This window comes from Sorangium sp. So ce1504 (genome assembly GCF_051521635.1).
Taxonomy (GTDB): Bacteria; Myxococcota_A; Polyangia; order Polyangiales; family Polyangiaceae; genus Sorangium; species Sorangium cellulosum_B.
In genome coordinates this window covers 9,476,534-9,497,573 of the sequence record NZ_CP150365.1, presented here as the reverse complement: position 1 = coordinate 9,497,573, position 21,040 = coordinate 9,476,534, and the positions used below count along the sequence as shown (strand labels likewise).

The 21,040-nt window shown below is 72.4% G+C and carries 19 protein-coding genes; 15 read left to right on the top strand and 4 right to left on the bottom strand.

The window, feature by feature from the left end; all coding sequences use genetic code 11:
* Positions 1 to 57: 57 nt before the first annotated feature.
* Entirely contained in the window at positions 58 to 996 is a 939-nt protein-coding gene (locus WMF39_RS35815; protein WP_437740963.1) for a UDP-glucuronic acid decarboxylase family protein, read from the bottom strand.
* Positions 997 to 1,100: 104 nt separating this feature from the next.
* On the opposite strand from WMF39_RS35815, the gene WMF39_RS35810 reads away from it, so the two are divergent.
* The 3 genes from WMF39_RS35810 (at position 1,101) to WMF39_RS35800 (ending at position 3,932) form a co-directional block, all read left to right on the top strand.
* Positions 1,101 to 2,189 (top strand): radical SAM protein, encoded by a 1,089-nt coding sequence (locus WMF39_RS35810; protein ID WP_437740962.1) that lies wholly within the window; start codon positions 1,101 to 1,103, stop codon positions 2,187 to 2,189.
* Positions 2,182 to 2,982, top strand: a complete 801-nt coding sequence (locus WMF39_RS35805; protein ID WP_437740961.1) for an SDR family NAD(P)-dependent oxidoreductase — start codon at positions 2,182 to 2,184, stop codon at positions 2,980 to 2,982. The genes WMF39_RS35810 and WMF39_RS35805 overlap by 8 nt, the downstream gene beginning before the upstream one ends.
* Before the next feature lie 62 nt (positions 2,983 to 3,044).
* Complete coding sequence (locus WMF39_RS35800; RefSeq protein ID WP_437740960.1) at positions 3,045 to 3,932, top strand: sugar transferase; 888 nt, start codon at positions 3,045 to 3,047, stop codon at positions 3,930 to 3,932.
* A 52-nt stretch (positions 3,933 to 3,984) separates the two neighbouring features.
* On the opposite strand, the gene WMF39_RS35795 is transcribed toward WMF39_RS35800, so the two are convergent.
* Complete coding sequence (locus WMF39_RS35795; RefSeq protein WP_437740959.1) at positions 3,985 to 5,250, bottom strand: oligosaccharide flippase family protein; 1,266 nt, start codon at positions 5,248 to 5,250, stop codon at positions 3,985 to 3,987.
* A gap of 152 nt (positions 5,251 to 5,402) precedes the next feature.
* Between WMF39_RS35795 and WMF39_RS35790 the strand changes: the two genes are divergently transcribed.
* From WMF39_RS35790 to WMF39_RS35765, 6 genes are read left to right on the top strand one after another with little or no spacing between them, the layout of a single operon-like run.
* Positions 5,403 to 6,818 carry a radical SAM protein gene (locus WMF39_RS35790; RefSeq protein ID WP_437740958.1) on the top strand — a complete coding sequence of 472 codons (1,416 nt, stop codon included), beginning with the start codon at positions 5,403 to 5,405 and terminating at the stop codon, positions 6,816 to 6,818.
* Positions 6,815 to 7,594 (top strand): WecB/TagA/CpsF family glycosyltransferase, encoded by a 780-nt coding sequence (locus tag WMF39_RS35785; RefSeq protein WP_437740957.1) that lies wholly within the window; start codon positions 6,815 to 6,817, stop codon positions 7,592 to 7,594. Before WMF39_RS35790 ends, WMF39_RS35785 begins: the two co-directional genes overlap by 4 nt.
* Positions 7,591 to 8,757, top strand: coding sequence for a DegT/DnrJ/EryC1/StrS family aminotransferase (locus WMF39_RS35780; RefSeq protein ID WP_437740956.1), 1,167 nt, complete (start codon positions 7,591 to 7,593; stop codon positions 8,755 to 8,757). Before WMF39_RS35785 ends, WMF39_RS35780 begins: the two co-directional genes overlap by 4 nt.
* A gap of 24 nt (positions 8,758 to 8,781) precedes the next feature.
* On the top strand, positions 8,782 to 9,408 hold the full coding sequence (locus WMF39_RS35775) for a YdcF family protein (RefSeq protein WP_437740955.1): 627 nt from the start codon (positions 8,782 to 8,784) through the stop codon (positions 9,406 to 9,408).
* A gap of 2 nt (positions 9,409 to 9,410) precedes the next feature.
* Positions 9,411 to 9,821: a hypothetical protein gene (locus WMF39_RS35770; protein ID WP_437740954.1), complete on the top strand. Its 411-nt coding sequence runs from the start codon at positions 9,411 to 9,413 to the stop codon at positions 9,819 to 9,821.
* A complete protein-coding gene (locus WMF39_RS35765; protein ID WP_437740953.1) occupies positions 9,818 to 11,080 on the top strand; it encodes an MFS transporter in 1,263 nt (420 codons plus the stop codon). The genes WMF39_RS35770 and WMF39_RS35765 overlap by 4 nt, the downstream gene beginning before the upstream one ends.
* 15 nt (positions 11,081 to 11,095) lie before the next feature.
* On the opposite strand, the gene WMF39_RS35760 is transcribed toward WMF39_RS35765, so the two are convergent.
* Complete coding sequence (locus WMF39_RS35760) at positions 11,096 to 11,977, bottom strand: NAD-dependent epimerase/dehydratase family protein (RefSeq protein ID WP_437740952.1); 882 nt, start codon at positions 11,975 to 11,977, stop codon at positions 11,096 to 11,098.
* Positions 11,978 to 12,069: 92 nt separating this feature from the next.
* Between WMF39_RS35760 and WMF39_RS35755 the strand changes: the two genes are divergently transcribed.
* The 4 genes from WMF39_RS35755 to WMF39_RS35740 all read left to right on the top strand — a co-directional run bounded on the left by WMF39_RS35755 (position 12,070) and on the right by WMF39_RS35740 (position 17,720).
* Positions 12,070 to 13,005, top strand: coding sequence for an AraC family transcriptional regulator (locus tag WMF39_RS35755; protein ID WP_437740951.1), 936 nt, complete (start codon positions 12,070 to 12,072; stop codon positions 13,003 to 13,005).
* Between the two features lie 375 nt (positions 13,006 to 13,380).
* Positions 13,381 to 16,140 carry a protein kinase domain-containing protein gene (locus WMF39_RS35750; protein WP_437740950.1) on the top strand — a complete coding sequence of 920 codons (2,760 nt, stop codon included), beginning with the start codon at positions 13,381 to 13,383 and terminating at the stop codon, positions 16,138 to 16,140.
* Between the two features lie 153 nt (positions 16,141 to 16,293).
* A complete protein-coding gene (locus WMF39_RS35745) occupies positions 16,294 to 16,989 on the top strand; it encodes a hypothetical protein (RefSeq protein WP_437740949.1) in 696 nt (231 codons plus the stop codon).
* Positions 16,986 to 17,720: a ferritin-like domain-containing protein gene (locus WMF39_RS35740; RefSeq protein WP_437740948.1), complete on the top strand. Its 735-nt coding sequence runs from the start codon at positions 16,986 to 16,988 to the stop codon at positions 17,718 to 17,720. The genes WMF39_RS35745 and WMF39_RS35740 overlap by 4 nt, the downstream gene beginning before the upstream one ends.
* Positions 17,721 to 17,805: 85 nt before the next feature.
* On the opposite strand, the gene WMF39_RS35735 is transcribed toward WMF39_RS35740, so the two are convergent.
* The gene (locus WMF39_RS35735) at positions 17,806 to 18,468 is read right to left on the bottom strand and encodes a TetR/AcrR family transcriptional regulator (protein ID WP_437740947.1); all 663 of its coding nucleotides are present in this window, start codon (positions 18,466 to 18,468) and stop codon (positions 17,806 to 17,808) included.
* Positions 18,469 to 18,568: 100 nt separating this feature from the next.
* Here WMF39_RS35735 and WMF39_RS35730 point away from each other — a divergent pair, with 100 nt between their 5' ends.
* Both WMF39_RS35730 and WMF39_RS35725 read left to right on the top strand, forming a co-directional pair.
* Positions 18,569 to 19,921 (top strand): alpha/beta hydrolase family protein, encoded by a 1,353-nt coding sequence (locus WMF39_RS35730; RefSeq protein ID WP_437740946.1) that lies wholly within the window; start codon positions 18,569 to 18,571, stop codon positions 19,919 to 19,921.
* Entirely contained in the window at positions 19,918 to 20,964 is a 1,047-nt protein-coding gene (locus WMF39_RS35725; RefSeq protein ID WP_437740945.1) for a DUF6268 family outer membrane beta-barrel protein, read from the top strand. Before WMF39_RS35730 ends, WMF39_RS35725 begins: the two co-directional genes overlap by 4 nt.
* Positions 20,965 to 21,040: the final 76 nt, after the last annotated feature.

Sequence of the window (21,040 nt, the reverse complement as noted above, 5' to 3'; positions counted from 1 at the left end):
CGGTAGGGGGCCTATCGCGGGGCGCAGGTTCGTGCGCCCCGCGATCATCGCCGGACGTCAGACGCGCGGGCGGAACCAGTCGATCGTGCGATCGAGGCCCGAGTCGAGATCCACCATCGGACGCCAGCCGAGCAGCTCGGTGGCCCGGGAGATGTCGGGCCTGCGCCGCTGGGGATCGTCGATGAGGGCATCGCTCATCGTCAGCTTCGCGCGCCCGCCGGTCTTGCGGATGATGAGCTCGGCGAGGTCCTGCATCCTCGTCTCGGCCGGATTCCCGAGGTTGACCGGCCCGGTCAGGTCCTTGGCGTTCATCACGCGAACCAGCCCCTCGATGAGGTCGCTGACGAAGCAGAACGAGCGCGTGCGGTGGCCTCCGCCGTACAGCTCCAGCGCCTCGCCGCGCAGCGCCTTCACCACGAAGTTGGCGATGACCCGGCCGTCGTTCCGGTCCATGTTCGGGCCATAGGTATTGAAAATGCGCACGATGACGGTATCGACGTTGCGGGTCTGGCGGTACTCCCAGAAGTACGTCTCCGCGACCCGCTTGCTCTCGTCGTAGCAGGCCCGAGGCCCGATGGGGTTGACGTTCCCCCAGTAGTCCTCGTGCTGAGGGTGGACGAGCGCGTCGCCATAGACCTCGGAGGTGGAGGCCTGCAGGACCCGGGCCCCCAGCTCCTGCGCCAGGCGGAGGACGTTGATCGCGCCGAACACGTTCGTGTTGAGCGTGTGCACCGGATCGGCCCGGTACTTCACGGGCGACGCCGCGCAGGCCATGTTGTAGATCTGGTCGACCTCGAAGCGGAGCGGCTCGCTCACGTCGCAGCGGTGCAGCTCGAACCGCGGGTTCTTCAGCAGCGGCCCGAGGTTCTCGTCACGCCCCGTCACCATGCTGTCGACGCAGATCACGTGGTGCCCGTCGGCCAGAAGCCGCGCGCAGAGGTGCGATCCGAGGAAACCAGCCCCACCCGTGACCAGGATTCGCTTGCTCGCACTCATCGGAAAAATACCTCCTTGACGCGCTGTTCGGTAGAGCTCTGGGCCGTGGCGCCGTGATTGGTCGAAAACCCATTACCATAGGAAATAGGTATTACAAAGACCGGATGACATCTGGAGGCGAGTTCCTTATCATGCAGCGCGTGCACCGCTCACCTCGTTACCTGGGTTCGCTCGTCCGCGCAAAGCTCGCCCGCGAAGCGCGTCCCATATGGGTGGATGTGTGCGTCACCAACCGATGCCACCTGAGCTGCGAGTACTGCTACGGCGACTACCACCACCGGCACGACGACATCGGACAGCTCAAGGTCGAGCAGCTGTTCGCGATCGTGGACGAGGCGGCGGCGCTGGGGACGGCGGTCCTGACGCTCACGGGCGGCGAGCCGATGCTGCACAAATCCATCGGCCGCATCGTCGAGCGCGCGGTGAGCCGAGGGATCTCGGTGGGAATGGTCACCAGCGGATTCCGCGTCAAGGAGCGCGTGGATGAGCTCGCCAACCTGAGCTCGATCGTGGTGAGCGTCGACGGTCCGGAGCCGATCAACGATCTGAACCGCGGTCAGGGGACCTTCGCCGTGGCCATGGCCGCGCTCGAGGCGTGCCAGGCGCGCGGCATTCCGCGCATCGTGAAGGCGGTGCTGAACCGCCGGAACAAGGACCAGGTGCCCTGGCTCCTCGAGCTGGCGGGCCGCTTCGGCGCGCGGCTCGAGGTCGTCATGACCTACGCCCCGCAGTCCGATCGGCAGCTGCGCATCCACGGCGACAACTCCCTCGACGCGGGCGAGCGGCAGGCCCTGGCGGACGCGCTGCTCGAGCACAAGCGGCGGGGGGCGCCGATGGTCTTCCGCGAGCGCGTCTGGGAGAACATGGCGCGCTGGTGGCAACACCACGGCGGGGATCGCGTCACCCGGGAGGAGCGGCGGGAGCATTTCGAGTACCTCCCGTGCAGCGCGGGCCGGTACTACGCCTTCATCGACGGCGACGGCCGCATGTACCCGTGCAACCAGCGGCTCGCGGACTTCCCCGCCAGGAGCGTGCTCGAGGTCGGCGTCCGGGCCGCGTGGGAGCACCTGCGCGATCACGGCTGCTTCGCCTGCGCGGCGCCGTGGCTCAACCAGCAGCACCTCGTGAGCAGCGAGCGGCTCCTCGCGCGCAGCCTGGGGCGAGATCTGCTGGCGCGGGTCGCGCGTGCCTGAGCGGACGCTCGCCATCGTCGTGCTCGGCGGCTCGCGCGGGATCGGGCGGGCCATCGTCGCGCGCGCGCTCGCGGAGGGGCACCGGGTGTTCGCCGGCGCGCGGGACGAGCGCGCGCTCCTCGCGCTGCAGCAGAGCGCCGCGCCCGAGGGCGCCGGCCGCCGGCTCGGCACGGGCACGGTGGACGTCGGCGACGACGCCTCCCAGCGCGCCTTCTTCGGCGCGGCGCGCGCGTTCCTCGGCGGGATCGACGTCGTCGTCAACAACGCCGCCCGGGAGGGCTACGGGCGCCTCGACGAGATGGCGCTCGAGGACGTCGAGGCGATCGTCCGCACCAACCTCCTCGGCGTCATCCTCGGATGCCGGCACGCGGCGCAGGCGATGGGGGACGGCGGAGGCCACATCATCAACGTCGGCTCCGAGGTCTCGTTCCGCGCCGTGCCCATGAAGAGCGTCTACTGCGCCACGAAGTTCGCCGTCCGCGGGCTGAGCGACGCGCTCGAGCTCGAGCTCGCGCCCCGGGGGATCCGGGTCTCCCAGGTGCACCCCGGGTGGGTGGACACGGGCCTGCACGAGGACGAGCGGCGGCGCCGGGGCTCGGTGTCCCGGCCGCACGACGGCGGCGTCCCGGTGGAGCGGGTCGCCGAGAGCGTGGCCGCGCTCTGGCGCGCGCCGCGGGCGCAGGGCGGCGCTCCGCTGCGGCTCCGCCTCCGCAGCGTGGTGGGAGAGCTCTTTCCGGCGTGGGCGCGGTGGCGGACGCGCCGGGCGTTCGGGGAGCAGCTGAGAGAGGGCTGAGGCGAGACGGCAGGGCGGGGGAGCCGCCGCGACGCCGGAACGGAGACCACCAGGAGGTTTTCTTGACCTGTGCAACGACGTCCTTCCCTCAAGGTGCAACCGCGCCGCCTCCTCCGCTCGATCCGGGCGCCCCCGTCGTCGTCGAGGGCCTCGACGCGGTGGGGGAGGTGCTGCGGCGGGCGCGCGGGCGGGCGCAGGCGGTCGCGATCGCCTCGCGGGACCTCGAGTGGCTCGCGGCGCGCCTCGGCCTGTCGGAGCGGACCGCGGAGGGGCTCCCGGTGGTCCGGTTCGGCTCGGGCGAGCGGGGCGGCCTCGACGCCGCGGCCACCCGGGCCGTCGAGAAGCTCGTGGCCCTGTCGGTGCTGCTCGGGGGCGCGCCGCTGTGGCTGACGATCGCGCTGCTGATCCACCTCGAGTCCCCCGGCGGGCCGTTCCACGTCGCCCCGCGCGCAGGGCTGCGCGGCAAGCCGTTCCTGTTCTTCAAGTACCGGACGATGCGGACGCGGCGACGAGACGGCGAGGACAGGGGCGACGCCGCGCGGCTCTCGGTCATCCGCGGCGAGATCCCCGGCTTCGTGCGCGACGACGGGGTCGTCATCCCCAAGCACCCCAGGGATCCGCGCATCACGCGGCTGGGCGGCGTCCTGCGCTGGCTGTGCCTCGACGAGATCCCCCAGCTCCTCCACGTCCTCACGGGCGAGATGGCCCTGGTGGGGCCGAGGCCCTATCCGATGGCGGAGTTCGACGCGCTCAAGCCGTGGCACCGCCTCCGGACCGAAGGCCGGCCCGGGATCACCGGCCTGTGGCAGGTCGTGGCGCGCAACCAGGTGACCTTCGACCAGAGCGTCATCCTCGACATCTACTACCTGACCAACGCCAGCTTCTGGGGCGACCTGAAGATCATGGCGATCACGCCGCTGCGCATGCTCTTCGGCGTGGGGAGCTACTGACGCCGTGCGCCGGGTGATCGACGACGCCGTGAAAGGACCGCTCCTCGGCCGCTCAGGAGGCCCCGAGGTGGTCCCTGACGCGAAAGAGGACGATCACCTCGCCGGCCACCAGGCCGAGCGTGACCACGAGCTTCACCGCGGCCGCGCCGGCGGCGCCGTGCGCGGGCACCGCCCACAGGTCCCCGGCCGCGATGAGGAGCACGGTGACCGTCCAGAGGGCCGCGTACGGGCGCTGCTGGCCCGCGGCGAAGAGCATCGGGCCGATGGCGAGCTCCGGCACCATCCACACGAGCGCCGTGGTCAGGAGCTGCAGCGGCAGCACGGCGCTCGCGTAGTCGGGGCCGAACACGAGCCGGACGAGCGGCCCGCCCATCCACCACACCACGGCGCTCATGAGCGCGCCCGCGGCCATGAGCCCGACGAAGGTGAGCGTGGCGAGGCGCCTGCGGGCGCTCGCGGAGCGGCTGGCGACGAAGGCGGGGAAGACCGCCGCGCGCACGACGCCCGGCAGCATCATGGCGCCGCCGATCAGGCGCTGGACCGCGCTCATGTCGCCGACCGCGTGGGGGGTGCTCATCCAGCCCAGCATCAGGAGATCGAGCTGGAAGTAGAGGGGGCTGGCGAGCATCACCACCGCGAGCGGCCCGGCCTCACGGAGGAAACCCTGCGGCAGCGCCGCGCCCTCGCTGGACCACTGCCGGCGATCGAGGAGCTGGGCGGCGAGGGCCAGGGCCAGCGCGAGGGCGACCAGGTGGCCCGCGACGAGGGCCCACGCCAGGCCGAGCGCGCCGAGCCCCGAGAGCAGCGCGCCCGTCCCCAGCCCGAAGGACGTGACCGCCATGGTGACCGCCACCAGCACCTCGCGCTCCATCCGCTGGTGCCCGCGGAACACCTGGTTGAGCATCTCGACGAACGAGGCCATCAGCCAGGCGGCCGTCAGCAGCCACACGAGCGTCCGGCGTGGCGAGGCTGCGCCCGCGAGGAGGCCGACCACGAGGCCGACGGCGCCGGCGGCCAGCGTCACGGCGAGCTTGAGGCGCACGAGCGGGCCGATGGGAGCGCCGGGATCGCGGGCCACCTCCCGCGCGATGAACAGGTGCAGGCCGAGGTCCGCGAGCTCGCCGAGCAGGAAGCCCACGGCGAAGGCGTAGCTGTAGTCGCCGAAGCCCGCGGGCCCCAGGAGCCGCGCGGCGACGACGGCGAGGAGCATGCGGACGCCGCGCGAGACGAGATCGCTCGCGGTCTTCAGCGCCATGCTGCCCGAGACGCTTCGCCTCGCCGGCGGCGGGGCGTCCTCGCGGAGCGCCGACGACGTCATGGATGGAGGAGATCCTTCACCGGAGGTCGCCGCGCGCGCATGCCGCTCCCCTATCGCCCCGATCGCGGTGCGGTTCAACTTCCCATCAGCGGTCACGTGGAGCGGCGGGGCGCCGCGCCGCGCGTGAAGGATCCAAGTCAGGAGAGGACCACGTGAAGACCAGCACGGATGGCAACGTTTCGTTGGTGCAGCTCAGGCGAAAGGAGTCGCTGGTCTCGGCGGACATCGAGCCGCCGGAGATCCTGCTCGAGCGGGCCCTCGCCCTGGCGGTGCCGGCGACGCGCCCGGCCGCCGCGCCGCGGCCCCACGGCCAGACCCGGGAGCTCACGCGCCGCGGCGTGCTGTGGCTCGGGCAGACGTGCAACCTGCGCTGCCACTTCTGCTACTTCCTCGATCGGATCGAGGACAAGGAGCACCCCGAGCACCCGTTCATGTCGCTGGAGAAGGCGCAGGAGATCTGCCGGACCCTCGTCGAGTTCTACGGGAACGACGCGATCGACATCCAGGGCGGCGAGCCGACCATCTGGCGCGACATCCATGCGTTGATCCGGTACTGCGCCGGGATCGGCCTCGCGCCGACGCTCATCACGAACGCGCTGGTGCTCGACAAGCGCGACAAGGCGCAGCAGTTCAAGGACTCCGGCGTCGCCGACTTCCTCGTCAGCGTCCAGGGGCTCGGGAAGGCGCACGACCTGGCCGTGGGCGTGAGCGGGGCGCACGTGCGCCAGATGCGCGCGCTGAACCACCTCATCGCGCTCGACGTGCCGTTCCGCGTGAACTGCGTGATGTCGAAGCTCGCCGTGCCGCAGCTCCCGGCGATCGCGAGGCTCTCGGTGGAGCTGGGGGCGCGCGCCGTCAACTTCCTCGCCTTCAACCCGTTCGCGGATCAGCGCAAGGAGGGCGCCCGCACCGCGGAGAACGTGCCTCGTTATGGCGACCTGCGGGGCCCGCTCGACGAGGCCCTGGACGTGCTCGCGCAAGCGGGCGTGGAGGCGAACGTCAGGTACCTGCCCCACTGCATCGTCCCCGAGCGCCACTGGCCGTCGGTGTACAACTACCAGCAGCTCTCGTACGACCCGCACGAGTGGGATTTCGCGAGCTGGACCTGGACCAACAAGGGCCCGCAGCGGATGCGGGCCGGCGCTGTGTCGCCGCCCGTCCCGCTCGGCGCGCGGCCGCGCCTCGGCCGGCTCCGGCAGCCGCTCCTCCGCCTGGCGGACGCGATCGACCTCCGGGGCCGGATGCTCCGCGCCGACACGGACCCGCGGCTCGGCCCCATGATGAGGAAGCTGGAAGGGCTGTCCTACCGGCTCTTCCGCCGCCGCGGGGATCGCGACGCCGCCTACCGCCACGACGCGCTGAACCGCGTCGAGCACAACGGCTACCAGAAGGGCGCGGGGTGCCAGCGCTGCGCGCTCCGCGACATCTGCGACGGGTTCCACGGCGACTACGTCGCGATGTTCGGCACCGACGAGGCGCGGCCCGTCCTCGATCGCGCCCCGGTCAGCGATCCGCGCGCGTTCATCAGCGCGCAGGACAAGGTGGCGCCGGCCAGGGGCGAGGCATGACCGTCGCTCCGCCCTCGATCGCGCCCCGGGTCGACGTCCTCGGCGTCCCCGTCACGCGGCTCTCCTTCGAGCAGCTGCTGCGCCGCCTGGACGAGGCCTTGCGGGCGGAGCGCGAAAGGACCGACTACTACACCTATGTCAACGCGTACTGCGCCACGCTGGCGGCGCGCGAGTCGCCGTACCGCGCCTCGGTTTCCCGGGCCGACGTCGTGTACGCCGACGGCATCGGGGTGGTCTGGGCGGCGCGCCTGCTGGGCGGGCCGTGCCCGGAGCGGATCAACGTGGGCCCGATCGAGCTGGGCCGGATCGTGGATCTCTGCGCCGAGCGCGGGGCCTCGGTCTTCCTGCTCGGCGGCGCGCCCGGGATCGCCGACGAGGTCGCGCGCCGCCTGGTCGCGGAGCGTCCGGGGCTCCGGATCGCCGGCGTTCACCACGGGTACTTCGCCCCCGAGGAGGAGGCGGCGGTGGTCCGGGAGATCAACGGGTCGGGCGCCGCGTTGCTCATCGTCGGCCTCGGCCCGCCCAAGCAGGAGCTCTGGGTGAGCCAGCACCTCGGGGCGCTCCAGGTGCGCGCCACCTGGTGTATGGGGGGGCTGCTGGATCAGGTGGCGGGCGCCGTCGCCTACCCGCCCGAGTGGGTGCGCCGGAGCCACGTCCAGTGGCTCTACCGCCTGGCGGTCGAGCCGCGGCGGCTCTGGCGGCGGTACCTGCTCGGCATCCCGGAGTTCATCGGCCGCGTCGTCCACCAGCGCCTTCGTCCGGAGAGACAAGCATGAGCGACCAGCGACCCTTCATCCCCATGGTCTCGCCGCAGGTGGACGATCCGGACGCGATCGCGGCGCAGATCGCCGACGTCCTGCGCTCGGGGCGGCTCAGCAACGGCGGCCCGCTCGCCGAGGGCTTCGAGCGGGCGATCGCGGCGTTCCTCGGCGTCGAGGAGGCCGTGGCCGTCTCGAACGGCGCCGTCGCGATCAGCCTGGCCATCGAGGCCGCGGCGGTGCGGCGGGGCAAGGCGATCCTCCCGGCCTTCACCTTCATCGCGACGCTCAACGCCGCGGTGCACGCGGGCTTCGAGCCGGTCTTCTGCGACATCGACCCGGAGACCTGGACGCTGGATCCGGGGCACCTGCGCCGCCTGCTCGTGGAGCACGGCGCGACGCTGGTCCTCCCGGTCAACGTGTTCGGCGTCCCGCCCGATCTCGCCGCCATCGCGCGCGAGGCCCGCGGCGCGGGCGCGGCCGTGATCTACGACAACGCGCACGGCATGGGCACCGAGGCGGCGAGCCGGGACGCCGAAGCGCTCCTCACCGCGACGACCTACTCGCTGCACGCCACCAAGGTCCTCGTGGCCGCGGAGGGCGGCGTGGTCGTCGCCCCGGACCGCGAGGTGAGCGCGGCGATGCGCCGGCTGCGCAACCACGGGCTCGCGCAGCCGCTCTCGGCGTCGGTCCCGGGGATGAACGCCAAGCTGGACGAGCTGCGCGCCGCCCTGGCGCTCTCGTCGCTCCGCCGGCTCCCGGAGGCGCTGGCCCGCAGGCGGACGTACCTCGATCGGCTGCGCGCGGCCCTGTCCCGGCACCCGCAGGTGTACCGCACCCAGCGCATCCCGCCGGGCGTGAACCCCAATGGACAGAACCTCGGCGTCGGGTTGATCGACGCCCCGATCGACGACGTCATCGCGGCCTTCGCGCGGCGCGGCGTCGAGGCGCGCCGGTACTTCTACCCGCCCCTGCACGCGCTGGACTGCTTCCCCGCGGGCCTCGCCCTCCCGAACACGGACCGGCTCTGCGCGGGCCAGGTATGCCTGCCCCTGCACGGCCGGATGAGCGAGGAGACGCTCGAGCGCGTCGAGGCCGCCATCCACGGCGTCGCGGAGGAGCTGGAGGCGCGGCGGCCGTCCGCGCGCTCCTCGAGGCCCGCGCTCCTGGGCGCCACGTAGGGGCTCTTCCAGGGATCCGACGCCATGCGCATGGAAGGAGCGTGGGACCGCGTGAGCACCGCGGCCGGCGTGATCGGGCTCGTGGCCTTCGCCGTCGCCGCGTTCACCCCGGCCGCCGCGCCGCTCGATCGCTGGATGGCGTCGGCGCCCGACGCAGGGCAGGCCGACGCGGTGGTCGCCCTCGGCGCGGACGTCGATCCGGACGGGCGGCTCCCGGAGGATTCGCTCCGGCGCGCCGTCGAGGCCGTCGCGCTGTACCGTGAGGGGCGAGCCCCGCTCGTGCTGATGCTCGGCAGCCGCAACGGGCCGGCCAGCGAGGCCGAGTCGCGCGCTCGCCTCGCGCAGGGCCTCGGCGTCCCCGCGTCGGCCCTGCTCACGGAGCCGCGCGGGCTGACGACCGCGGTGGAAGCCCGGCGCAGCGCGGAGCTCCTGCTGCCCAGGGGCGCAAGGAGGATCCTGCTCGTCACCGGCGCGCACCGCATCGCTCGCGCGCGCCGGCTCTTCGAGCGCGCGGGCTTCGAGGTCCTCGCCGCGCCCGTCCCGGAGGGGTCGCCGGCCTCGAACACCCCGGGGGAGCGCCTCTCGGCGATCGGCCGGCTGCTCCAGGAGCTCGCGGCGCGCGCGCTGTCGCGGCTCCGCGGGGAGGTGTAGAGGTGTCGGACACGCTCTACATCCTGGGCGTCGTCGCCGCCACGTCCTGCGTGGTCTACGCGGCGGGGCGCCGCCGGGGGATGCGCGCCGGGCTCCTCCCGCCCGCGCTCCGGCGCGCGATCCGCTGCGTGGGCGTGTGCCTCCTCTTCTGGGGCGGCAACGTCGCCGTCGGGGCGGCGGTGGCCCTGCTCGTGCGCGGCCTGGGGCTTGGGTTCATCTGGCTCTACGTCAACACCGACGTCTCCGTGCTCGTCCTCTCGGCGCTCCAGGCGCTGGCCTTCGAGTCATGGCGCATCGAGCACGAGCGGCAGCGCGCGGCCAGCGCCCCGCGCGCCGACGATCTCCCCGGATCCCCTGCCGCGCCGGGGCCGGCACATGAGTCCCCGCATCGGGTAAAAGGAGCGAAGCGATGAGCACTGCAGCCGTGGAGGAGCGTCCGGTCTCGAGCCGGTGGAGCGACAGGGCGCTGCGCCAGACGGCCGGCTACTACGGGCTCTTCATCTGCCTGGGCCTCATCACGGCGATCACCGGGCCGACCCTGCCGGACCTGGCGCGGCAGACGGGCTCCAGCGTCGGGGACATGGGCTCGCTGTTCCTCGGCGGGGGGGTTGGTTACACGCTCGGTACGCTCTGGGGAGGCAAGCTGTTCGATCGCGTGCACGGGCACAACCTGCTCGGGGGAGCGCACCTGATCGCTGCGGCGTGCCTCGCTGTCATCCCGGCCGTCCCGTGGTTATGGCTGCTCGTGGTCGTGGCGTTCTGCCGGGGTCTCGCGGAGGGGCTTGTCAACACGGGCGCGAACGCGCTGCTCCTCTGGACGCACGGGGAGAAGGTCAGCCCTTACATGAACGGGCTGCACTTCTGCTTCGGGCTGGGCGCGTTCGTGTCGCCGCTCCTTGTCGCGCGCGTCCCGGGCGCCTGGGGCGGTTACCACGCGGCGTACTGGGCCGTGGCCGCCTTCTCGGCGCTCGTCGCCCTGGGCATGCTCTCGATGCGACACTGTCCCGAGCCCAAGGAAAAGGCCGGGAAGGACGCCGCGGCGAAGGGGGCGGATCGCGCGCTGCCCCTCCTTCCGGTGCTCGTCGCGGTGCTGTACCTGTTCGCCTATGTCGGCGGGGAGATCTCGTTCGGGAGCTGGATCTACACCTATGCCCTCACGCTGGGCGTCGTCTCGGCGACCGGGGCCGCGTACCTCACCTCGGGGTTCTGGCTCTCGTTCACGATCGGGAGGCTGCTCTCGATCCCGGTGGCGATCCGCTTCACGCCGCGCCAGGTCATCCCTGTGGGGCTGGGCGGCTGTCTCGTGCTGTCCGCGATGATGCTGCTCCTGCCGCCCTCGAGCGCGCTCCTGTGGGGTGTCGCGCTCGGGCTCGGGCTCTTCATGGCGCCGCTCTGGCCCAGCGGCTTCACGCTCGCGGGGCAGATCGTGCCCATGACGGCGTTCGTGACCGGGCTCGTGCTGGTCGGCGACAGCCTCGGCGGCATGGTCCTCCCGGCCCTCACAGGCAAGCTGATCGAGGGGGCGGGTCTGGAGCGGCTGGCCTACTCGCTGCCGATGCTCGTCTTCGGCAGCCTCGTTGTCTGTGCCTTTTCTTATCTCGTGCTGCTCGCCCTCGACAGCAAGCGAGCAGGGGAGGCGGCGAGCGCCGCGCGCGACGGCGCCTTGCCCTGAAGCCTGCGGCGCGTCTCATGGCGCGCGATACCCCTGCGCCGGGTCGCGCAGGGCGCCGCAGATGCCTCCGAGCGCCGCTCCGACCTCCGGGGACCAGCCCAGGCCGCGCAGCCTGGTCGCGTCGAGGGCGGCGTCCATGGCCAGAAAGCCGGCGATGGGGCCGTGCGCTGCGAGGGCTTCCGCGAGGCTCCACGAGCCCACGGGGACCCCGGCGGCGTCGCCTATCGCCGCGAAGAGCGCCGCCATGGGCTCGGGCGCCGCCTCGGCGGCATGGAACACGCCCCTTGCGTCCGACTCCAGCAGCATCGCGTAGGCGACCGCCAGATCCCGCACGTGGACGGTGGACCAGCGGTTCTCGCCATCGTCGATAGTACGCGCCACCCCCGCGGCGCGCGCGCCCTGCACCAGGCCCGCCACCGGACCTCCGCCGTCGCCATAGACGAAGGGCGGCCGCACGACCAGGCCGCGGACGCCCTTCGCGCCGAGCACGCGCGACTCGGCCGCCACGAGCCACTCGAGCGCTCCGCCGGGGTTGACGCTCTCCTCCTCCGGCACGGGCACCCGCGAGGATCGCGCGCGCGGCGCCCCGGTCGTCGTGATGAAGACGCCGCCGCTCATGGCCGAGAGCATCGCCGTGACCGCCGCCTCGTCGGTGGCCGGGCGATCCTCTCCCGTCGTCGCCGCGGTGTGCACAACCCCGTCGCTGGCCGCCGCCGCGCGCGCGAGCGTGTCGACCTGCGACAGATTCCCCCAGATCGGCTCCGCGCCCGCGGCCCGCACCTTCGCTGCCGACGCGTCGCTGCGCGCGAGCCCGCGCACCCGGTGGCCGCGCGCGACCAGGGCGCGGGCGACCGCAGATCCGATGAAGCCGCTCGCGCCGGTGATGAAAACGTCCATGGTTGCCTCCTCGTGAATCGGTGGCTGAACCATGGCGACGGACCGGGGGACCCTCCATGTGATAGCGTCCAGCGCTCTTTTGTGATCGTCCAATGCCCGATGTCCTGACAGCGCTGCTCCGCCACGTGCGCATCGAGACCAGCCTCTTCGGCCGCGTCGAGCTCGGCGCGCCGTGGGGGGCTCGTATCGGCCCCCGAGAGGTCGTCCTGCTCCACCACCTCCTCGAAGGCGAGATGTGGCTGGAGCTCGGCGACCGAGAGATCCGCGTCGGCCAGGGCGATCTGCTGCTCTTGCCCCACGGCGTCCCGCATTGCCTGAGGCACCGGCCAGGGGCGGCCGTCGTCGACGAGGAGCGCTGGCTCTCGCCTCCTCGGCCGGGCGTGCAGACGGTGCGGCGACGGCTGGGCGGCGACGGCGCGAGGACGGTGGTGCTCTGCGCTGCCATGCACGTCGCGGGCGCCGGGCGGTCGCTGCTGCTCCGCGCGCTGCCCTCCGTGGTGCTCCTCGACGGCGGGGCCGGTGAGCCGGTGCCCGGTCTCGGCCGGCTCCTGGACGGCATCCGCGACGAGGTGAGCGGCCGGCGGCCGGGCGCGCCGGTCATGGCCGCTCGCTTCGCGGAGCTGCTCCTCCTGCAGGCCATCCGCGCGGAGCTCGAGCGCCCCGCGCCTCCTGGCTCCTTCCGCGCGGCGCTCGCGGACGAGCGCGTCGCCCGCGCCCTCGATGCGCTCTACAAGGCCCCGGCCCGCGCGTGGACCGTGGCCTTGCTCGCGCGAGAGGCCGGCATGAGCCGCTCGGGCTTCGCCCTCGCCTTCCGCGAGCACGTGGGAGAGGGCCCGCTCCGCCACCTGACGCGCTGGCGCATGGAGCTGGCGAAGGAGACGCTGCGAGAGCGCCGCGGGCTCGCGCTCGCCGAGGTGGCGTCGTCCGTGGGGTACCAGGACGAGGCGGCCTTCAACGTCGCGTTTCGCCGGGAGGTCGGGATCCCGCCGGGGGCGTACCGAGCCGGGGGCCGCGAGCCGGGATACTGAGCTTCAGAGAGCGCTGCGTCTCTTTGGTCGACCGCGCTATCTGGTGAGACGATGTCCTTGGAGCCACGGCGTTATGGCTCGGCAGACGTCGAGCGAGCGGATGGATCGGGACGCATACGCGATGAGCTGTGGAGAGACCGAGAAATTACCTCACTTGCAGCCCTTTTCAGCGGGCAAATTGAACAAGAAGGGCGGGGAGGATTTGCCGTCGGGCGCATTGTGATGCTGTTCGCTGCACAGAGATATTTGCAGGGATGCGGGAAGATCCTTGTGAACGTGTCCTCGCCTTACCGCCTTCCTGTTGAGCGGACAGCACGTCGGGCGCGTTCGTTTCCGATCTGGACAGGGGGGGCCGGTCGGGTAGTGTAGGCTGCCGTGCGTATCGCATCGAGAGCGGACCTGACGCAGGGCCTCGAGGCGACCCAACCCGCTGCGGGAAAAGACTCTCTGCCGGGTGAGGGCGACGAGCGCGGCGAAGGCGACGAGCGCGCACGGCATACGTGGCGTCCAGGCGCCGTCGTCGCCGGCCGGTACCGGCTCGATCGGCTGCTCGGTGAAGGGGGCATGGGCGTGATCTGGGCCGCGAGCCACACGCTGACTGGCAAGCCGTTCGCGCTCAAGTTCGTGAAGGGCGGGGCCGTGCGCGGCGCGGTGGGCATGCGCCTGCTGCGTGAGGCGAAGCTCGCGAGCAGCGTCCGCCACCCCAACGTCGTCGAGGTTCACGACGTCGAGATCGAGAGCGGGGCGCCCGTGATGGTCATGGAGCTCCTGTCCGGCGAGTCGCTCGCAAGCAGGCTGCGTCGCGAGCCGAGGCTGCCCCTCGGCGAGGTAGCCTCCATTTTCCTGCCGGTCATCTCCGCCGTCGGGACGGCGCACGCGCTGGGCATCGTCCACCGCGACCTGAAGCCGGAGAACATCTTCCTTGTCGACGGATCGAGCGAGCGGGTCAAGGTCCTCGACTTCGGCATCGCGAAGCTGACGGCCACGAGCGGACAGGACGCCCAGACAACGGGGCTCACCGAGAGCGGGACGAGGCTTGGCACGCCCTGCTACATGTCGCCGGAGCAGACGTTCGGAGACCGACAGATCGATCACCGTACCGACAACTGGTCGCTCGGCCTCATTCTTTACGAATGCCTCTCGGGCGTGCTCCCGACCCGGGCCGACAACGTCGGCCAGGTGTTCAAGATCATCGTGACAGGCGCGATTCCCCCGCTGGAGAAGGTCGCGCCCGACGTGCCCCGGGAGCTCGCCAGGGTGGTTGGCCGGTTGCTGTCGACGGACCGCCAGGCTCGGCTCTCCGACCTGAGCGAGGTCGCTCGCGCGCTCGCGCCGTTCGCGCAGGGCGCGGCGCCGAGCTTCGGCGCGCCGGAACCGCCCGCATTGGTCATCTCCGAGCCGCCCAGGGCGCCGGGCAGCGAGGCGGCGGATGGGGACGTGGTGGACCCCCTGGCCGCGACCGAGCGCCTCGGCGCCGCGGCGCGCCGCGATGAACTCCGCTCGACCGAAAGACGCCTCGGCTTGCGGGCGGCGGCCTGGAAGATCGGCCTCGCCATGGCGCTCGCGGCCGTCATCGCTGGGGCGCTCGCGCTGCGCGGAGGGCCTCGTCCGGTCGGGGCCACCACCCGTCCCGGGCCGCGCTCCATCCCTATGGCGCTCGCCCTGTACAGCGCCGCGCTGAAGGCCGCTCGCGATGCCAACGAGGGCAAGGCGGTGGACGGCCTGCGGCAGGCGATCTCCGTCGATGACTCCTTTGCCGAGGCGCACCTTCGCCTCGCGATCTACGCGCCGGAGCCCGCCGAAGCTCGGGATCACTATCAGCGCGCAGAGGAGCTGAGCGCCGCGCTCGACCCCCGCGATCGAGCGCTCCTTGCGGCCATGGATCCCGCGCTCGGCCGCGACCCCGCGGATACGGCGCGCTGCGCGGAGCGGCTGACCGCGCTCACGGCGCAGCACCCGTATGATCGCGACGCGGAGCTGTTGGCCCTCCTCGCGCGGTGCGCGCTGCGATCGGACGTCCATACCAGCGTCGCTGCGGCGAGGCGGGTCATCGGGATCGACCCCGAGTACGCGCAGGGATGGGCCACGCTGGCGCAGTCGTTGTGGCAGCTCGGGAGCTTCAACGACTCCGCTGCCGCCCTCGACCGGTGCCTCGCGATCTCGCCCACGGCGGCCAGCTGTTACGAGATCCGGAGCGAGCAGCACAGCGCGCTCGGACGCTGCGCGGACGTCGAGCAGGACCTGTGGCTCACGCGGCCCACGACGAGCGGAAGGGGCCGGCTGATCTTTCGCAGGCTTGCGTGGTCGAGCTATGCGCAAGGGCGCTCTCTCGACGCGGTCCGCGAGGCGATGCGGCAGAGCCGGGTCTCGCTGCCGCACAAGGAGCAGCGCTTTACCGCGCTGCTCGACGAGTCGAACCTGAACGCGATCCTGGGCAATTTCTCGCAGGCCGAGGAACAGCTACGGCAGGCGCGCATGTACATCAGCGCGGAGTCCAGGGGGCACGCCGATGTCGTCCGCGCGCTCATCGATGTCTGCCTCGAGACCGATCGCAGGCGCGAGGCAGCGGACATCGCCAAGACGTGTCTTGACAATTATAGCGCCTGCGCCGGCGGCTCGCCGGACCTCTTGCGGGTCATGCTGCATGCCGGCCTCATCGCCAGGGCCGAGTTCCAGGAGAAGGTGGCCGAGCTCCTGTCGCGGCCCCGCGTGCAGGGTGCGGCCGACCCTGCGCGCTCCGCCGTGGTGCAGGCCTACGCGCGGTGGATCGAGCACCCCGAGGAGGCGGCGGAGGCCGTCCCCGTGCTGCCGCTGACCGCGCTGATGAGCAATCAAGTCGGGCAAGAGGTCCAGGCGGATGTCGGCGCGGTCTTTTATCTCGCGGGCATGCCTCTCCATGCGATCCCCACGCTTCGCAAGGCGGTCACGACGTGCGATATGCTGGGCTGGCCCGTAAGGTACGTCCGCTCGTTCTGGTTTCTCGGTCAGGCACTCGAGCAGATGGGCGAGATCTCCGGCGCGTGCGAGGCCTACGCGAGCGTGATCGAGCGCTGGGGGAACGCCAGCCCGCGCTCGATGACCGCCGAGCAGACGCGGGCGAGGATGAAGGCGATCGCCTGCGGACCGGTCGAGTGACCGGGCGCCATTGTTCTGATTTTCGGTTCAATGGTGTGCGGAAAATGCAGATTCTCTTCGCTGTGCTGCGCGCCTACGCTGGTGCACATGGGCCGAGTGCTCGGCCCGCGCCGCGCCCTGCGGCAAACAGCCTATTTTACTGGAGGAGAACTTATGCGTGAGGAGACGAGACGGGCAGCATTGCGTGCAGCCGCGAGGGTCGCGCTGGGGGCGCTGGCCTGTGGCGCCCTGGCGGGCTGCAGCGGACGTTACGTCTCTGGCGGGCAGTCGTCACCGCTGGATCCCGATGAGGAGATCCCGGCGGAGGAGCCGGATGCCCCGCCGCCGGCGGGCGGCGGCGCGACGACCGGAGTCGGGGCGACGGCCGGAGTCGGCGCGACGACCGGCGGCGGTGGGGAACCTTCGACGGGGAGTGGGGTCATTCCGACGCCCGATGAGGGCGGCGCGGGCGGCGCGGGTGGCGCGGGCGGCGCGCCGCCCATGCCGACCGGGCTCGCGTGCGCCGAGCAGGTGAGCCTCGACGACACGGAGGCTCGCCCTCGCGCGGAGCTCGAGTGCTGCGTCGACTATGGCGCGCAGCGCCTGCCCGCCCCCGGGACGGGGATCTCCGAGGAGCAGTGGGCGGCCCTCGCTGGAGACGCCTCCTTCGTGAACTGCTGCACGGCGCTGATCGTGGGCGTGGACGCCGACGCGATCTCCTACAGAGAGGCCGAGCCCGTCCGGCACGCCTGCTGTTTCGGCGACGTCGTCGCTCCCGAGGCGGAGCTCTATACGCGGACGTTCTGCACGCCCTGGGGCCCCCCGGTCCCGCCGGCGCTCGACGCCTATGCCCCGTCGGAGGTCGCATGAACGCCGCGACGCTCGATCTCCGCGGCGAGGCGCGCGCGCGTGCCTTCGACGTGAGCGGGTATCCCGCGGCGCTGTTCCCGTCGGCGATCGGCACCTGGCACGCGCGGATGGTGAACGAGCACGGGTCGTCGGCCGTGTTCGAGGCGCTCGCAAGCCAGCTCGCCGAGGCGGGCTTCCCGCCGGAGCTCGCCGAGGCGTGTCGGGGCTTCGCCGACGAGGAGCGCCGTCACGGGATCCTCTGCGGCGCCGTCGTGGAGGCCCTCGGCGGGACGGCGACCGCGAGCGTCCCGGAACGCCCGGAGTTCCCCCTGCACCGCGACGCGCCCCCCCGCGCGGCCGCGCTCCGCAACGTGATCCACATCTGCTGCATGAGCGAGACGGTGGCCGTGGCCCTCATCGGCGCGGAGCGGCTGGAGATGCCGCCCGGGCCGCTGCTCGATCTGCTGACGCGCATCTACGCCGACGAGGTCGGACACGCCCGCTTCGGCTGGCGCCTCCTCGAGCAGATCGCGCCGGATCTCTCCTCGGCGGAGCGGCGAGCGGTCGAGCGCTATCTGCCCGTGGCGTTCCGGCACCTCGTGGAGCACGAGCACGCGCACTTGCCGGCCCACGACGCTCCGCCGGACGGGGAGCAGCTCGGGCTGTGCAGCGGCCTGAAAGCCCGCGTGTTGCTCGATGAGACCATCGAGGAGGTCATCCGCCCCGGGCTTCGCCGCTTCTTCGATTGCTGATCTCCCGCGCGCCCGCCCGCGCCGCCGGGACACCCCCGTCGCCGGCGGCTCGCCCCTCCAGCGGGTCCCCGCGATCCCCCGCGGGTCACCCGCGCTTCTGCGGCCTGCCGCGGGGCGCGGGCGGAGCCGGCTCCGGGACCGCGACGGGCGCCAGCGTCTGCCGCGCCAGCTCTCGCGCGTAGGCGAGGCGGTCGGCCGGCGAGCCGAGCGCGTTCAGCCCCTCGTAAAGCCCCGCGAAGAACGTCGGGAAGAAGACCGCCGAGAGCGCCGCCACCACCCGGCGCGCCGCCGCCCGCTCCTCGAGCCCGGGCACCGCCGCCCGGACGAGATCGCGCAGGCGCTCCATCACCGGCGCGAAGAGCTTCGGGAAAGGACCGCTGTAGTCGTCCGCGTGAAACGCGTCGTGCAGGAGCGCCCTGCCCACGTTCGGGTACCGCATCCCGCCCTCGAGGTAGTAGCCGAGCAGCCCGCTCAGCGCCTCCAGGGGATCGCCCGGCATCCGGGCGAGGAAATCCTCGCTGTCCGACAGCATGTTCCCGATCGACCCCTCGAGCGCCGCCGCGACGAGCGCCTCCTTCGACCGGAAATAGTAGTTCACCGCGGCGATGTTGACGCCGGCCGCCGCCGCGAGCTTCCGCACCGTCAGCTGCCCGATGCCGTGCTTCTCGATCTGATCGATCGCCGCGACCACGAGCCGCTGCCGTGGATCGAGATCGTCCGCAGGGGCGAGGGGGTCACGGTCGTTCATACGATTGTTTGAAACACACCTTGACGATGCGCCTGGCGGGCGTCAATGCTTGAAACACATGTTTCAATCACTTGTTTCGTCAGGCGCTGGAGGTGCACCGATGCTCGATCGGCGGAGCTTTCTCACCCACACGGCGGTCGCGGGGGGCGCGGCGGCGGTCGGGTTCGCGTCGGGCCGCCGCGGGGTCGATCAGGAGGTCGCGTCCGCGCGGTTCCACGGCGACGACACGCTCGGGCAGGGCCAGGCGGCGCCCGTCTGGCACCGGTTCAAGTTCATCGGCCAGCCGGTGATGGACGCGCAGATCGTGTTCTGGCTCGGCCTCGCGTCGATGGGGCTGACCGACGTCGGCGAGGTGCTCGACACCGCGACCCGCATCCGCCCGGGCGACGAGCGCTCGTGGTTCGAGCAGTGGCTGGCCACCGCGAAGCGGGTGCAGGGCTACGGCGAGGAGGCGGAGGCCCGCGGCCACGCGCGGAGCGCCGCGTCGCACTTCCTGCGCGCGGGCGCCTACCACCGGGCCGGGCTGATGCGCTACGCGGATCGCTCCGACCCGCGCCTTGTCGAGGCGACGATCGCGGGGCTCGACCTGCATGACCGGGCGCTCCGCCTGCGGGGCTACGACTCCCGGCAGGTCGATATTCCCTACGAAAACGGCGTGCTCCACGGCCGAGTCCACTACGCGCCCGGGGTGGCGCGCGCGCCCGCGATCGTGCTGCAGCAGGGCCTCCACGCGTGGCCCGAGGACACCATGTGGGTCATCGACGGCGCGCTCGAGCGGGGCTACCACGTCCTCTCGTTCCACGGCCCGGGGCAGGGCGCCTCGCTGCGCCTCCACGGGCACCCCTTCCGGCCCGACTGGGAGGTCCCCGTGGGGCGCGTGCTCGACTTCGCCGAGCGCGACGAGCGGCTCGACGCCGGCAAGTTCGTCCTGATGGGCCTCTCGTTCGGCGGCTACCTCGCGCCGCGGGCGGCCTCGCGCGAGCACCGCCTGCGCGCCCTCGTCGCCAACCCGGGCGTCGTCAGCTGGCGCGACGCGATGCTGCGCCACTTCGCGTCGATCCCCGGCCTGCTCGAGCTGCACGAGCGCGGCCCCGCGGCGTTCGACCGCGCCATCGACGCCGCCGCGGTTGTGATGCCCGACGCGCGCTGGTACTTCGACGACGTGACATGGAAGCACGGCGTCTCGACGCCCCACGAGGTGATCGACGAGCTCCGCAAGTACGACAACGAAGGCGGCGTCGCGAGCATCCGCTGCGAGACGCTGATCATGGAGGGCAGCGCCGAGGACGCGTCTCCAGGCGAGTCGGAGCGCCTCTACGGCGCGCTCACGTGCCCGAAGCACATGATGGTGTTCGACGCGGGCACGGCGTCGCAGGTCCACTGCCAGGGCGGCAACCAGCTCCTCGCCCAGGCGCGGCTGTTCGACTGGCTCGACGAGCGGGTGGCGCGATGAGGCCCGCCGATCGCGCCGCCGCGCGCGCCACGGACGAGCGCCCCGGCGGGGGCCCCTCCCGCCGGGGCGCGCGCCCCCCGCGGCTCCTCGCCCTGGCGCCGCTGCTCGCGGTCGTCGCGGTCCTCGCGCCGGGCGCGGCGTGGGCCCAGCTCCCCGATCTCGTGGACCTGAGCGCGCAGTACATGCCGGGCGCGGCGATCGAGGACCCGCGCCCCGTGCGGGCGCAGATCTCGTCGTACGAGGTCAACGCCAACGTGCCGATCCCCCTCGGGGAGAGGACGTTCCTGATCCCGGGGGCGACGTACCACGTCGAGGCGATCTCGTACGCCGGCGCCCCGCCCGGCTTCGACGAGCTCCGGGCCTTCCACGCCGTCGACGTCCCGGTGCTGTTCGTCCAGCTGCTCCCCCACGACTGGTCGCTCTCGCTGCGCGTCGCGCCGGGGCTCGCGGGCGACTTCGAGGCCTTCGACGGCGGGCTCGTCCGCGTCAGCGCGCTCGGGCTCGTGACCCACACGCTCTCGGAGAAGCTCGTCCTCGGCGGCGGCGCGCTCGCGTCGTACAGCTTCGGCTCGTTCCTCCCGCTGCCCGCCGCGTACGTCGAGTGGACGCCGAGCCCCCAGCTCCGCGTCGAGGCCTTCCTGCCGGGCTTCGCGTCGGCGAAGCTCCTGTTCTCGGATCGCGTCGAGGTCGGCCTGCGCGCGGACGTGGCGGGGAACGCCTACGCCGTGCGCGACCCGCGCGTCACCGGGGCGTGGCCGTGCGCGGCCCAGCCGGCCGACGACCCGGCGACCGAGCAGGACGAGCGGGCGGCGCGGCCCGAGCTGTGCCTCGATCACGTCGCCTACTCGGTCGTGACCGCGGGCGTGACCCTCGGCGTGCGCGCCTTCTCGTCGGTGTGGGTGACCGCCCAGGCGGGACACAGCCTGTTCCGTCGCTACGAGCCGATGAACGACGAGGACGATGCTATCCCCGGAGGCGGGCAGAGCATCCCGAACGTGCTCTTCTTCCGCGCCGGCGTGACGTGGCGCATCCCGAAGAGCTGAAGCGCGACTCACCGCCTGGCGCGCCGCGCGAGCGTATAGCCGCACACCGACGGGCGGGTGCCCGCCGGACCGTTGA

Coding starts and splice junctions, on each gene's coding strand:
- WMF39_RS35815 (WP_437740963.1), bottom strand. CDS start 996: ATGAGTGCGAGCAAGCGAATCCTGGTCACGGGTGGGGCTGGTTTCCTC.
- WMF39_RS35810 (WP_437740962.1), top strand. CDS start 1,101: ATGACATCTGGAGGCGAGTTCCTTATCATGCAGCGCGTGCACCGCTCA.
- WMF39_RS35795 (WP_437740959.1), bottom strand. CDS start 5,250: ATGACGTCGTCGGCGCTCCGCGAGGACGCCCCGCCGCCGGCGAGGCGA.
- WMF39_RS35785 (WP_437740957.1), top strand. CDS start 6,815: ATGACCGTCGCTCCGCCCTCGATCGCGCCCCGGGTCGACGTCCTCGGC.
- WMF39_RS35780 (WP_437740956.1), top strand. CDS start 7,591: ATGAGCGACCAGCGACCCTTCATCCCCATGGTCTCGCCGCAGGTGGAC.
- WMF39_RS35775 (WP_437740955.1), top strand. CDS start 8,782: ATGCGCATGGAAGGAGCGTGGGACCGCGTGAGCACCGCGGCCGGCGTG.
- WMF39_RS35765 (WP_437740953.1), top strand. CDS start 9,818: ATGAGCACTGCAGCCGTGGAGGAGCGTCCGGTCTCGAGCCGGTGGAGC.
- WMF39_RS35760 (WP_437740952.1), bottom strand. CDS start 11,977: ATGGACGTTTTCATCACCGGCGCGAGCGGCTTCATCGGATCTGCGGTC.
- WMF39_RS35755 (WP_437740951.1), top strand. CDS start 12,070: ATGCCCGATGTCCTGACAGCGCTGCTCCGCCACGTGCGCATCGAGACC.
- WMF39_RS35745 (WP_437740949.1), top strand. CDS start 16,294: ATGCGTGAGGAGACGAGACGGGCAGCATTGCGTGCAGCCGCGAGGGTC.
- WMF39_RS35740 (WP_437740948.1), top strand. CDS start 16,986: ATGAACGCCGCGACGCTCGATCTCCGCGGCGAGGCGCGCGCGCGTGCC.
- WMF39_RS35735 (WP_437740947.1), bottom strand. CDS start 18,468: ATGAACGACCGTGACCCCCTCGCCCCTGCGGACGATCTCGATCCACGG.
- WMF39_RS35730 (WP_437740946.1), top strand. CDS start 18,569: ATGCTCGATCGGCGGAGCTTTCTCACCCACACGGCGGTCGCGGGGGGC.
- WMF39_RS35725 (WP_437740945.1), top strand. CDS start 19,918: ATGAGGCCCGCCGATCGCGCCGCCGCGCGCGCCACGGACGAGCGCCCC.